Source organism: Thalassobacter sp. (assembly GCF_982993085.1).
The window spans coordinates 45,956-58,629 of sequence record NZ_CEZFMW010000004.1 but is presented as its reverse complement, the minus strand read 5'-3'; the positions used below and the strand labels follow the sequence as shown (position 1 = coordinate 58,629).

The window sequence follows — 12,674 nt, the reverse complement described above, 5'->3', positions numbered from 1 at the left end:
AATTAGTGTTTCTACATCTGAACTGGGTGGAGCCCGGTTTGTAATTTCTTTGTAGGCTCAGGACCCATTAATCTCCTTGCTGCTGTGAGAGCTGCATGATTCAAGCCTGCAAACTGTAGGGGGTTTCATGAGTAATCTGTTTTGGCTGAGTGAAGAGCAAATGGTTCGGCTTCGACCGTACTTTCCTAAAAGCCATGGTGTGCCACGTGTTGATGATCGTCGTGTTCTGAGCGGAATTATCTTCATAAATCGCAATGGGTTGCGCTGGTGCGATGCTCCCAAAGACTACGGCCCGCATAAGACGCTCTACAACCGTTGGAAGCGCTGGAGTGACATGGGCGTATTTGCTCGGATCATGGTGGGGCTGGCGGCCGAAGACCCCGATAACAAGACGATCTCAATCGACGCAACGTATCTCAAAGCGCATCGCACAGCATCCAGCTTGTGGGTTAAAAAAGGGGGCGTGGACGCCTGATAGGGCGCACAAAAGGTGGCATGAACACCAAACTGCACGCCGTGACTGACGCGATTGGGCGGCCCATTCGGTTCTTCCTGACGGCTGGACAGGTCAGCGATTATACTGGTGCACGTGCTCTTGTGAGCAGTCTTCCAGCGTCCGATTGGTTGCTGGGAGATCGCGGCTATGACGCGGATTGGTTCCGCGAGAGCCTTGTAAATATGGGCATAACGCCTTGCATTCCGGGGCGAAAGTCCCGCGAAAAGCCCGTCAAATACGACAAGCGTCGATACAAACGACGAAACCGGATTGAGATCATGTTTGGCCGTTTGAAAGACTGGAGGCGGGTAGCAACCCGTTATGATCGATGTCCAAAGGTATTCCTGTCGGCCATCGCTCACGCTGCAACCATGATATTCTGGTTATGAGTCCTGACCCTAGAATATTCGCACCCAAGAGAAGGCGGTATTTCAAATGGTGTTTGGGTCGATTTTTACGCAAACGGTGTCATCTATAGCATCGGCTATAATCGCAACTTTAAAAGTATCGGTTTGTGGCAGTACTTCTACCCTTCGGGCCAAATCATGAAGCGGGGTATTTATGATGGCTTGGATGAAACTGAAGACTGGGAGTATTTTGGCCTTGATGGTACACCGGACACGCTGAGGTCCTTTCAGCCAAAAAAGGATATCTGAAACCTATCTTCATGAAATAAGTGGGATGGTGGTGTAGGCCGTGCTGAAGACGGTGACGTCTGCGTAATCTGAAGGATTTTACTGGCGACCAAACAAACACTCTTAGATTTTTCCAGACTGCATTGGTAAGTCTGAAAGAGCACGTTAAAATGGAATGTCGCCGTTAATGTCGTCATAAGGTGGCAGTTGACCCGCATTGAGTTGGGTGTCATTTTTGAGGCTGTCCGATCCACTTGAAAGACCGATTAATTCACCGCCAAAAGGCGGCACAACAACTTCTGTAGTGTAGCGGTCAGCGCCAGATTGATCCTGCCATCGCCGGGTTTCGACACGTCCCTGAACATAAACTTTGTCGCCTTTACGAAGATACTGTTCCGCGTATCGCACTGAATTTTGGTTGAACACGGATACCCTGTGCCACTCTGTACGTTCTTTGCGTTCGCCTGTATCTCGGTCATTCCACGTGTCACTGGTGGCGACGCTTAGGTTCGCCACTTTCTGTCCGCTGGGAAGATCCCTGATCTCAGGGTCAGTCCCGAGATTGCCAACGATGAGTACTCTATTCACACTTCCAGCCATTAGTTGACTCCTGTGAGCAGTTTTTGTTGCGCGGCGTGTCTAAATACTGCGGATAGATGGTAGGCTAACGACTGTCGCTGCGCAACATCAGAGGCCAGCGAAAAATGCTCGTCTATTCTCCTGTGGTGGAATCTGCTCATGCTTCGTTCGTTAAGTTGCTGAGAAGACTCATCCTTTGCTATAGTATCCGGTAGTGGGCGTAGAACTGGAAGGCATGGCCATGCTGAAACCCGATGTGGAAATCAAGGTCATGGTCACTCAAACCATGGCAGATGCCCTTGGCGAGACTGCGGCACGGCAGGATCTCACAGAAGGTGCCATCGTGCGCGAAGCTCTCAGACGATTGCTCGAAGCCGAGGAGAAGAATTCTAGCGTTGCCCCCCCCGTGTCTCAAGATAGCAGCACAGCCCGCACCCATTGGAGTATTGAGAACGTGCGCCGTATCGTGGCGAGCGCGGTTTCCGCTTCGCATGACTGGAAGGATCTGAACCATCGTTTGTCCAAAGATGGCTTGGAGCTCGCACCCAAGGGTGGAGGGCTCGTGATTCGATCATTGGCGCCGCAACAAGACATTTGTAAAGCATCAGCAATCGGCTTTCCGTATTCGAAACTCATACGAAGGTTCAAGTCGGGATTTCCCGGGCATGCTCATGAGTGGTTGGCCGAACGAATTCTTGGTGGAGCCGACGAAGTAATTGAGGATTGACGGAGGTATGTCGATGTCAAATCTCGTGGTCCGATATCAAGAGGTCGGACGACTGCCCGGAAATGGGGTAAGCGGTGCGCCGTTCACACGTGACGAACGTAATTCCAGGGCAGCAGCATGTTGATATCGGTCTGTTTGTGCCCGCCTGCGATGGCGGTCAGGATGGACCTGTCACGCAATTGAACTATACCTAAAAGCACTCCAATTGAAGGATACGGCGACCGACTTCGGCGATGGAGTGGCACTGCTTCGGCCAACCTCTGGACATGGCGCGGGTCATCAATTGGGGAATTCATTTACAAATGCCTTGCCGGAACATCAAAAAGAGCTCCTCTCCGGGATGCCAAGGCTAAATGAGGAACTCGCACTTCTCGAAGGTATCTTTCGGAGAAGTCGCTATATATATGAGAGTGGAGATAGCTTACCCTTTTCCACCGCAGAGCACGTGGCGCGATATCTTGCTTGCCGCATTCCACAGCTAACGCCCATACCCGTCAGAATAGACCAAATTGCATCTGAGGACCGTAAGTAAATCAAGTGCTAGCCTGGTTACGAAAGGCAATTGAAGGATCAGTGTATTGCGCTGCGTATCGGCTTCAAAAATGAGCCAATAGCTTCAAGCTCACGAGGCTCAGCAGCACCAGCAGAACGTAATTCACCCAAAGCGGCCTCCGCTTTTTCGAAGGTCATCCATTCGGTTTCAGGGACATCGGGCGCAGACCACTTATCACGCAGATAGGCTTTGAAAAGCGCCGTCTCTTCCTCGGTCAACAGCTCCGGACTGTAAAACGCCACTAACCGCCGACCGAGTTGACGCAGCCGAGGATCTGAAAGGCTCGCCACGACTTCCTGGCGCCGCGGCCAGGTCGCATGCTGAAACTCCTGCAAGAGTTGTTTGTCAGCATTGGAATAGAACTCCCCGTAAATCTGACGCTCAACCGGCTTGGGCGGGGCGTCAGGATCTTCGACGAAGCGAGTGGCCATTGCCGCGCCTACGCGCTGACGAAACTCAGGCGCGTTGGCAATGATCGTTGTCCGGCGCAGATGCTCCGCGCTGGGCGCTGTGTGTTCGAGGAGCGCGGGGGCCTTATTTGTGGACACGCCCCTAATGATCTTCGGCGTGGCATCCACTGCTGCAAAGATCGCCTCATCCGAGGCCCCGAGGAACTCGGATGGGTCAGCAGCATCCAGATCGAAAAACGCGGCCTGCGCGCTGTTACCGTGAGAGTATCCACAGAAACAACCCACGTAGGATCGCGGCTCACCGCCGCCAAAGCGCGTGACGAGCTCATAGGGCCGAAAGCTTTCAAGCTTTGCCTGCATGCGTGCCTTGTGGGCGTTGTCTATCAACTCGGACCAAAGCGCTGGGCTGCGCGTTGCGATTAGACGTGCGATGTGGATGGTCGCCTCGACATCCCCCAGGGCATCATGCGCGTTGTGGGCATTGAAGCCATTTGCAGGCGCCAGCCGATCAAGCTTGAAGCTCCGCCGGCCGGTATCATCGGTGGGCCAGACAAGTAGACCAGGGTGTCGGACATAAGCAGCATAGACGGCAGGCAGGATGTCAAAGCGCGTGTTACCATTGAACTGCGTGGCATAAATGTTCGGCGACAAGTTCTGGTAGAAGGTCTGCCGCAGCACCTCCTCGTCGAACTTCATCGTATTGTAGCCGACCCAAATCGCGGGCGCCCATCGCTCGGTGAACTCTGCCACCTGCTGCGAAAACTCAAACAGCGACGGCAGGCTTGGGTCTATCAATTGATCAGGGGTGACACGGGTCACAACCAGCGCCTGTGGTGAAGGCAAAATATGGGGCGCCAACCGGCAGCGGATGTTGACCCGATCCTTCTCCACGAAATTCTCATCCGTCCAGATCGCGGCGAACTGCAGCGGCTGGTCGAACTCGGGCGAGATCCCCGTGGTTTCAAGATCGTAGAAGACAAAATCCATAATGCTTCTCTACACCTTCATGTGAGGCAAATCCATCTTCAGGCACCGCCGGGCCGACACGGCCATTACCTTCCAATGTCGCAATAGGCCCAAGCAGATCAGAAGACTGGTTGGCAACTCATTGACCTGTTTTCTTGTCGCCAAGACGCTTTGATGACAGACGACAAGCACCAAAAGCCGTTGATGGCAATACCTACCCACATTCCGTTGCCAACAGGGCTTGATGTGACTAGGGTGCCATCAAACCGCGTTGACGACAGTTTGAGCTGGAAAATGGTCACCAAAACTTACGATCTTGCAGATGCAGTGCGCTACCATGAGGGTACTTTTCCGCCCAAGTCGCTGGATTATGAACGGCTACTTGGCCCACTGGAAGAGGCTGCGGCTTCGCTGGCACGCTATGACGCCAAGATATCGGGCATGGTGAACGGCGAGCTGTTCCTCGCTCCATTGCGCCGCCAGGACGCTGTGACCTCGTCGCGGATGGAGGGCACGATCTCGACGATTGAGGACCTCTATCGCCTGGAAGCAGAGGAAGATTCCGGGAGCACGGATCTATACCGCGACGCCCGCCACGACGACATTGAGACTTACCTCTATTCGCGCGCCCTCCGAAGCGCGCAAGATGCCCTTGCTGAAGGTATGCCGCTTGGGGAACATCTTATCCGGTCTGCGCATCAGCAACTGCTCTCCGCCGGGCGTGGCGCTACAAAGCGCCCTGGGAGCTATAAAATCGAGCAGAACTACATCGGGGATGAGCGCCACGGAAAGATTTACTACGTCCCCATTGCCCCAGAGCAGCTTGAACCTGCGATGACGGCTTTGGTCCAATTCATAAACACCAGTGCGACGCGTCCGCTCATCCGCACGGCTCTCGCACATGTTGAATTCGAAGCGCTTCACCCGTTCGAAGATGGCAATGGCCGGATCGGCCGCATGCTGATCACGCTGATGCTCTGGCGACTAGGTGTGCTCAGCCAGCCCAACTTCTTTGTGTCTGGCTACTTCGAGACCCACAAGGACGAATATGTCGAGCGTATGCGGGCGGTATCCGCAGAGGACGACTGGACCGGCTGGGTGATCTTCTTTCTTCAGGCCATGCATGAACAGGCCACGGTGAACATCCAGACAGCTGATGCGATCTTCAGGCTGCACACGGACATGCGCGAGCGTTTCCGTGAGGTGCTGAATTCGCAGTTTCACGATCAGGCGCTGGACTTCGTGTTTGCGAGCCCGGTGTTTCGCAATGATCGGTTTGTCGAAAGATCGGGCATACCGGCGACCTCTGCGCGGTTGCTATCCAGGCGACTTGTCGAGGCAGGGCTCCTCAGAACGTTGCAGCCTGCAGCTGGGCGCAGGGCTGCGCTCTACGCCTTCGATCCCTTGTTGGACCTGTTGAGGGTCTAATGCCTATGCTACAAATTGTTGCAGTCCTCGCACTGATGCTTTCTGCGGCGCCCGTCACGGCGAATGAGCTTGTCGGTGTGGCCAGCGTGATCGACGCTGACTCCCTTGAAACCCGCGGCGTCAGGATCCGGCTACACGGCATTGACGCCCCGGAGAGCAGACAGCTTTGCCGGCGTAATTCCGGTGACGAGTGGCGTTGTGGGCAGCAAGCGGCCTTCGCCCTGGCCGACCGGATCGGCCGCCGTACGGTGAACTGCGCGGTGCGCGATGTTGACCGTTACGATCGTGCGATCGCTGTCTGCGAACAAGACAATCAGGACCTGAACCGCTGGTTGGTCAGCGAAGGTTGGGCCGTCGCCTACAGGCGGTACTCGCGGGATTACATCGGAGCGGAAGATCAAGCCCGCCGCGCTGGGCGCAATATCTGGGTTGGACAATTCGTGATGCCATGGGACTGGCGGCGGGGGCAGCGCCTGTCATGAAGCCACCCGCCGAGAGCACAACGGAAGTCCTCGCTGGTCTTGTGGAACGGGTGACCTTCCACAATTCTGAGAACGGCTTCTGCGTGCTGAGGGTGAAAGCGAGAGGGCACCGGGATCTGGTGACCACTGTGGGCCATGCCGCGATGATTTCGGCGGGCGAATGGATAACGGCGTCTGGGGTCTGGTTAAACGACCGCAACCATGGCCTGCAGTTCAAGGCACACTTCCTGAAAACCCATGCGCCGTCCACGACTGACGGCATCGAGAAATACCTAGGCTCCGGCATGATCCGCGGGATTGGGCCGGTCTATGCCAAGCGGCTGGTCAAGGCCTTCGGCAAGGATGTCTTCGACATCATCGAAGCCGCGCCTGAACGGCTGCGCGAAGTCACCGGTATCGGTCCCATGCGCGCAGCCAAGATCACGGCCGGGTGGGCGGATCAGAAGGTGATCCGCGAGATCATGGTCTTCCTGCACCAGCATGGGGTGGGCACGGCGCGCGCGGTGCGGATCTTCAAGACCTATGGCACGGATGCAGTGCAGGTCATGAGCGAAAACCCCTACAGGCTGGCCAAGGACATCCGCGGCATCGGGTTTCGGACAGCGGACATGATCGCCGAGAAACTCGGCATTGAGAAAACCGCGATGATCCGCGTCCGCGCGGGCATTTCCTTCGCGCTCACCGAGGCGATGGGCGATGGCCATTGCGGCTTGCCGCGGGCCGAGTTGATCGGGCTGGCGGGCAAGCTGCTCGAGGTCCCTGCCCCTTTGATCGACAGCGCCTTGGAAGAAGAACTGGCCGAGGAGACCGTAACGGCCGATCGCGTGGGCGACACCGACTGCATCTTCCTAACCGGTCTCTATCTCGCCGAACGCGGTATCTCCGAGCATGTAAAGCGCATCCGCGCGGGCGCCCTGCCCTGGCCGGAGATCGACGCAGACAGGGCGCTACCCTGGATCGAGCAGAAGACGGGCCTTACCCTTGCGGCCAGTCAAGCCGAGGCGATCCGGCTGGCACTGCGCTCGAAGCTCATGGTGATCACTGGCGGACCCGGCGTCGGCAAGACGACGATCGTGAATTCGATCCTGCGCATCCTCGCGGCCAAAGCCGTAAAGCTGCTCCTCTGCGCGCCGACGGGTCGCGCGGCCAAACGCATGACCGAAGCCACTAGCATGGAGGCCAAGACCATCCATCGATTGCTGGAGTTCGACCCGAAAGCCTTCGGCTTCAAACGCAACGAGGAGAACCCGCTCGATTGCGACTTGCTGGTCGTGGACGAAAGCTCGATGGTCGACGTTCTGCTGATGCAATCGCTCTTGAAGGCCGTGCCCAGCACAGCGGCACTGCTAATCGTCGGCGATATCGACCAATTGCCCTCTGTTGGACCAGGCCAGGTGCTGGCCGATATCATCGGCTCAGGCGCGGTGCCCGTGGTATGTCTGACCGAGGTGTTCCGGCAGGCAGCACAGAGCAAGATCATCACGACCGCGCATGCCATCAATGCGGGCCGTTTGCCCGATCTCGGTAAGCCGGATGGCGAGGCGGATTTTTATTTCGTGCCGGCAGCGGATCCCGAGCAAGCCGTGTCACGCATTGTTGAGCTGGTCGCCAAGCGCATCCCGCAGCGTTTTGGCTTCGATCCAATCAAGGACATCCAAGTCCTCTGCCCGATGAACCGCGGCGGCGTAGGCGCGCGGTCCCTCAACATCGAGCTGCAGGCCGCTCTGAACCCCGCTGGGGAGAAGAAGGTTGAACGTTTTGGATGGACCTTCGCCCCGGGCGACAAGGTCATGCAGATCGAGAACGATTACGACAAGGACGTCTACAACGGGGACATCGGCATGATTGAGGATGTCGACCTCGATGACGGCGAGGTGGCCGTGAACTTCGACGGTCGCGCTGTGACATTTCTCTTTGGCGAACTCGACACGCTTGTTCCAGCCTATGCCGCCACGATTCACAAGAGTCAGGGGTCGGAATACCCCGCCGTCGTGATCCCCGTGATGACCCAGCACTACGCGATGCTGCAGCGCAACTTGATCTACACCGGCGTTACCCGGGGCAAAAAGCTCGTCGTACTGGTTGGTCAGAAGAAGGCCGTGGCAATCGCGGTAAAGAATGTCTCAGGCCGTCGGCGCTGGTCGAAACTGGATGAGTGGCTGGAGTGACTGGTGATGCGTCTATCCAAGGCTTCACCCTCATGCGCGCGTTGATTATCACGGCAGCACACAGAAAGGGCAGATCATGACCAAAGAGGAAAAACGGCTGGATCGGCTGAACGAACTCTTGTTCGCGCTGCCAGTCGATAATATGCCAATGACGCTTAGCGAACTCGACGGTTATGTGACCGGCGTGCTGGCTTGCCCCGAGAGGATCTCACCGTCGGAATGGCTCCCGGAGGTGTGGGGCGAAACTGGAGAGGCGAAATTCGCGGATCAAAAGGCGGCGGAAGAAACGATCGGCGCCGTGATGGCGCATTACAATTCCGTGGCGGAAACGATGACACGATCGCTCTGGATCGAGCCAATCTACGAGGTGGATCCAAACAGTGAAGAGACCCTATGGGAGCCTTGGGTGGACGGATTTACTCGTGCGATGCGGTTGCGTCCGGAGGCTTGGGAGAACCTTCTCGACCAGGCCGATGACGAAACTCGCGCCACGATGATCTTCATGATGGCGCTTCAGGACATCTACACGGGCAATAGCAAGATTACGGATGACGAGATCGACGAAATCGATCTGGAAGCGCCGGACCTGATCCCGAACTGTGTCGCGACGATCCTGCGCCAATCGCGCCCTGAACTGGCTGGGGCATCTGCGGCTAATATTCCCGGCATGCCGGACAAGGCCGCCCCCCGCCCGGGGCGGAACGATCCATGCCCCTGCAGATCAGGCCGAAAGTATAAGCTGTGTTGTGGCCGGAATTGAAAAATAATGAATTCCGCTCGCCATTCATCGCCACCCTGCGCGGTTTTCAGGGCTGTAACCCAAGCGATATGAGGCGACTCGTGATTTGTTGACGTGGTGTTGACGTAAACGCACACGCTTAATTCCCCAGTATTTTACTAGGAAAATAAGCATTTGATTTATTTGGTAAATTTGGTTGCGGGAGTAGGATTTGAACCTACGACCTTCAGGTTATGAGCCCATTATTGAGCGATTCCAATAACTTAATAATTTCAAGAGCATAGGCGACAACCCTTTGAATTCACAAATTTTCAGCCCTGAAACTCGCTTACATCGGCCAACATCCACCGTGTCTCACACTTAAAAAATGACGTACGTTCGTTGACATGGCGTTGACATGATGATCGTTCGACCGATGGGAAGATAATCGTTTTCGGCCCTTAGCTGCCACTCAGGCATCTTGCAGCGAACGACAGTTGAGAGCCCACAGCCGACATGCCGATTTCTCGCTGCGTGCGCTCGCAGCGGAGAGTATTCTGCAATTGCACAGAATTCCATGACGTAGCGCGGCGGTGGTTCCGGTCATTCGTGCATAGTGTGAAAATTCTGGAGGGGTGAATCTACAGGACTCGCAACTTAGCTGACCTCAGAAATGTGCACCCATGCCCGGAGTCAAGGCGCGCTTTGCGCGCCGCCGGTCAGCGCCCGACCGCCCCGATGGCAGGGCGCTTCTGCAACGTATCCGCATTGAACAACCACCCGATGTGGCGGAAAGATTGGAGAGCAAACCATGCCAAGCGTCCAACTTCCCGCTCTCGCCACGAAACGAAGAGCCTGGAACAAGGGGCGGATCATCGGCCAGAAACGGCCTCTGTTACCAAAACAGGTCTGGGCGATCCGCGCGCGGCTCGAACTGGCACGCAACCTGCGCGATCTTGCTCTGTTCAACGTGGCGATTGATAGTAAGATTCACGAATGCGATCTGGTGAAACTGGCCGTCAATGACCTGGTGAGGGACTATTGCATTCGCAAAAGGGTCTCCGTGTTTCGGAGTGAAACACAGCGGCCCGTTCAGTTCGAACTCTCTGAAAACACGCGGGATACCATTGCCACGTGGATCATGTCGCCTGAAATGCTCGGCTGCCGTATCATGTTTCCCAGCCGGTTTCATGACCGCCCACATATCTCAATGCGCCAAAATGGCCGGCTTGTACGGGATTGGGTGGCCGCTATCGGCCTGAAACCCAGCGGATACGGCACACATTCGCAACGCCGGACCAAGGCGGCGGAGATCTGCCGCAAGACCGGAGATCTCAGAGCTGTTCAACTGCTGCTCGGACACACTAGTTTTGACAGCCCTGTCAGATACCTTGCCGTCGAACATGAAGATGCGCTGAGCATCGCCGGGCAAACCGACATTTGAACCACGATGGCGGGCGGCGCTTGCCGTTCGCCAACCGGACCGGGCCTGAGTTCGCGCCGCAGCGGTAGTTCTGATCGACCCCAAAGCACCGAATGCTGCACTGTTAACACGATTTGACGATCGCCTGTACCGGTCATTGGGCATTGTCGAGACTTTGGAATGGAGGGAACAGACCGGCCGTTCCTTGCGCCTCGCAAGAACGGTGGTTTCGCGCCAGGCACGGATTTTAAAATGGGCGACATGATCTGCTTGTTTGCGAAAGCCAGAATAACAAAATCAAAATGACAGAACTATAAAATTGTTGACTATATGAAATATATCTTTCATTACTTATGCTACTTATCCACTTGATTCCGAAAGGCCCGCCTTTGTCACTTCCAATAAAGACCCGCCTGTCCAATGCCCTGAAGGAGGGGACGAAAGCGGATAAGGCGATTGCCAGCTACATGAGCGGCGCCTTGGCGGATTTGCCATTCGAAACAGCCGCAAGCATCGCGAAAAAGGTCGGGGTCAGCGAGGCGACAGTCGGGCGGTTCTGCCGCTCCATCGGGTATACAAGCTTCAAGAACCTCAAGGATCACCTGAAGGGTGATATCGCGGACTATCCCTGGCTCATGAGCGACCGGCTGAAGGAATTACAGAAAAGCGCCGCGGCGGGTGACGCGCATCTGACACGTGGGATGGAGTTGGAAATCGCGGCAGTGGTGAGCGTCTATGAATGCGCCCGCATGCCCGAATGGCCTCGGGTGGTCAAACGGCTTGCCAGCGCGAATAACATCCATGTGGCAGGCTTTCAGACAGAACGAGGTATTGCCCAGTACTTCGCGAACCAGATGCAATATGTGCGCGACGGGGTGTCACTGGTCGACCTGGCGGGCGGTAATTTTGCCGAGGTTCTGGCCTCTGGCAAGGACTCTTGCCTCTTGATTTTCGAAGCGCGCCGGTATTCCCGGCTCGCCAAGGTTCTGGCCCAGGAAGCGCAGGCAACCGGTATTCCCGTGACCCTTGTCACCGATCCATTCTGCGATTGGGGCCATGACGTCGCGGACGAAGTTTTCGCTGTGCCGACCCAGTTCAACCAGTTCTGGGATTCCACGGCGCAGATGGCGAGCCTCTGCAATCTGCTGATCAACAGCGTGTTCATGGAGCTTGGAAGTGACGTCGAAGATCGACTGAGCAGATTCGCCGAGCTTTATGGGCGCTTTACCGGCCATGTGGGCGACCCTGTCGCGCAAGTGGCGAAATAACTACAATCAAGAACCAAGAGGAGGAAACTAGATGAAACTCAAGAACAAACTGGCCGCGGTGCTGGCGACGACCGCCATTGCCGCCTCGATGGCGACTTCGGCGTGGGCGCAGTCGCTGCGGCTCGGGACAGAGGGCGCCTACCCCCCGTTCAACTATATCGAAGCGGACGGAAAAATCGCCGGTTTCGACGTGGAAATCGGGCTTGAGCTGTGCAAGCGTATGGAAGTGGAATGCGAGGTTGTCGCGCAGGACTGGGACGGGATCATTCCCGGCCTTCTGGCGAACAAATACGACTTCATCATCGCGTCGATGTTCATCACCGAAGAGCGCCAGAAACAGGTGGACTTCACCGATCCCTATTACCTCGCGGCCATGACCCACGTTGTGCCCGTCGGGTCGGACATCACCGAATTCAGCAACGAGGCGCTGAGCGGCAAGGTCATCGGTGCCCAATCCGGCACCACTCAGGCCGATTTCATTGAAGCCACCTATCCAGACGCCGACATTCGCCTTTACCCGACCCAGGACGAGGTGAACCTCGACATGGCCAGTGGCCGGATCGACATGCAGGTGGGCGACATGCTTCCGATGCTCGATTGGACGACCAAGTCCGATGATGGTGCTTGTTGTGAACTTGCGGGTGACCCGATCACCGACCCGGCATTTGTCGGCGACGGCGTCGGCATCGCGGTGCGTCAGGAAGACGACGAACTGCGCGAAAAACTGAACGCTGCACTGATGGAAATCCGCGCGGATGGCACCTACCAGGCCATCAACGACAAGTATTTCGATATCGACGTCTACACGATGCAATGACGCG

Annotated in this window: 11 protein-coding genes; 9 read left to right on the top strand and 2 right to left on the bottom strand. The window is 56.3% G+C overall.

Annotated elements, in window-relative coordinates; translation table 11 throughout:
- Positions 1-127 precede the first annotated feature (127 nt).
- A protein-coding gene (locus AC4GMC_RS01570) for an IS5 family transposase (RefSeq protein WP_487876228.1) occupies positions 128-885 on the top strand; the annotation gives its coding sequence in 2 pieces (ribosomal slippage) (positions 128-464 and positions 464-885; 759 coding nt in all).
- Between the two features lie 411 nt (positions 886-1,296).
- Here AC4GMC_RS01570 and ssb read toward each other — a convergent pair.
- On the bottom strand, positions 1,297-1,731 hold the full coding sequence (gene ssb, locus AC4GMC_RS01565) for a single-stranded DNA-binding protein (RefSeq protein ID WP_487876229.1): 435 nt from the start codon (positions 1,729-1,731) through the stop codon (positions 1,297-1,299).
- 214 nt (positions 1,732-1,945) lie between these two features.
- Here ssb and AC4GMC_RS01560 point away from each other — a divergent pair, with 214 nt between their 5' ends.
- The gene (locus AC4GMC_RS01560) at positions 1,946-2,437 is read left to right on the top strand and encodes a hypothetical protein (RefSeq protein WP_487876230.1); all 492 of its coding nucleotides are present in this window, start codon (positions 1,946-1,948) and stop codon (positions 2,435-2,437) included.
- Between the two features lie 570 nt (positions 2,438-3,007).
- Here AC4GMC_RS01560 and AC4GMC_RS01555 read toward each other — a convergent pair.
- A complete protein-coding gene (locus AC4GMC_RS01555) occupies positions 3,008-4,387 on the bottom strand; it encodes an exonuclease domain-containing protein (protein WP_487876231.1) in 1,380 nt (459 codons plus the stop codon).
- Between the two features lie 153 nt (positions 4,388-4,540).
- Here AC4GMC_RS01555 and AC4GMC_RS01550 point away from each other — a divergent pair, with 153 nt between their 5' ends.
- The 7 genes from AC4GMC_RS01550 to AC4GMC_RS01520 all read left to right on the top strand — a co-directional run bounded on the left by AC4GMC_RS01550 (position 4,541) and on the right by AC4GMC_RS01520 (position 12,670).
- On the top strand, positions 4,541-5,794 hold the full coding sequence (locus AC4GMC_RS01550) for a Fic family protein (protein ID WP_487876232.1): 1,254 nt from the start codon (positions 4,541-4,543) through the stop codon (positions 5,792-5,794).
- Positions 5,794-6,276 (top strand): thermonuclease family protein, encoded by a 483-nt coding sequence (locus tag AC4GMC_RS01545; RefSeq protein ID WP_487876233.1) that lies wholly within the window; start codon positions 5,794-5,796, stop codon positions 6,274-6,276. Before AC4GMC_RS01550 ends, AC4GMC_RS01545 begins: the two co-directional genes overlap by 1 nt.
- The gene (gene recD2, locus AC4GMC_RS01540) at positions 6,273-8,444 is read left to right on the top strand and encodes an SF1B family DNA helicase RecD2 (RefSeq protein WP_487876234.1); all 2,172 of its coding nucleotides are present in this window, start codon (positions 6,273-6,275) and stop codon (positions 8,442-8,444) included. The genes AC4GMC_RS01545 and recD2 overlap by 4 nt, the downstream gene beginning before the upstream one ends.
- A gap of 76 nt (positions 8,445-8,520) precedes the next feature.
- Positions 8,521-9,204 (top strand): UPF0149 family protein, encoded by a 684-nt coding sequence (locus AC4GMC_RS01535; protein ID WP_487876235.1) that lies wholly within the window; start codon positions 8,521-8,523, stop codon positions 9,202-9,204.
- 769 nt (positions 9,205-9,973) lie between these two features.
- Complete coding sequence (locus tag AC4GMC_RS01530) at positions 9,974-10,606, top strand: tyrosine-type recombinase/integrase (protein WP_487876236.1); 633 nt, start codon at positions 9,974-9,976, stop codon at positions 10,604-10,606.
- Positions 10,607-10,953: 347 nt separating this feature from the next.
- On the top strand, positions 10,954-11,853 hold the full coding sequence (locus AC4GMC_RS01525) for a MurR/RpiR family transcriptional regulator (RefSeq protein WP_487876237.1): 900 nt from the start codon (positions 10,954-10,956) through the stop codon (positions 11,851-11,853).
- Between the two features lie 31 nt (positions 11,854-11,884).
- The gene (locus AC4GMC_RS01520) at positions 11,885-12,670 is read left to right on the top strand and encodes an ABC transporter substrate-binding protein (protein ID WP_067547902.1); all 786 of its coding nucleotides are present in this window, start codon (positions 11,885-11,887) and stop codon (positions 12,668-12,670) included.
- The last annotated feature ends 4 nt before the right edge of the window (positions 12,671-12,674 follow it).

Excerpts from the sequence above, each read along its gene's own strand:
- ssb (WP_487876229.1), bottom strand. The coding sequence starts at position 1,731 with ATGGCTGGAAGTGTGAATAGAGTACTCATCGTTGGCAATCTCGGGACT.
- AC4GMC_RS01560 (WP_487876230.1), top strand. The coding sequence starts at position 1,946 with ATGGCCATGCTGAAACCCGATGTGGAAATCAAGGTCATGGTCACTCAA.
- AC4GMC_RS01555 (WP_487876231.1), bottom strand. The coding sequence starts at position 4,387 with ATGGATTTTGTCTTCTACGATCTTGAAACCACGGGGATCTCGCCCGAG.
- AC4GMC_RS01550 (WP_487876232.1), top strand. The coding sequence starts at position 4,541 with ATGACAGACGACAAGCACCAAAAGCCGTTGATGGCAATACCTACCCAC.
- AC4GMC_RS01545 (WP_487876233.1), top strand. The coding sequence starts at position 5,794 with ATGCCTATGCTACAAATTGTTGCAGTCCTCGCACTGATGCTTTCTGCG.
- recD2 (WP_487876234.1), top strand. The coding sequence starts at position 6,273 with ATGAAGCCACCCGCCGAGAGCACAACGGAAGTCCTCGCTGGTCTTGTG.
- AC4GMC_RS01535 (WP_487876235.1), top strand. The coding sequence starts at position 8,521 with ATGACCAAAGAGGAAAAACGGCTGGATCGGCTGAACGAACTCTTGTTC.
- AC4GMC_RS01530 (WP_487876236.1), top strand. The coding sequence starts at position 9,974 with ATGCCAAGCGTCCAACTTCCCGCTCTCGCCACGAAACGAAGAGCCTGG.
- AC4GMC_RS01520 (WP_067547902.1), top strand. The coding sequence starts at position 11,885 with ATGAAACTCAAGAACAAACTGGCCGCGGTGCTGGCGACGACCGCCATT.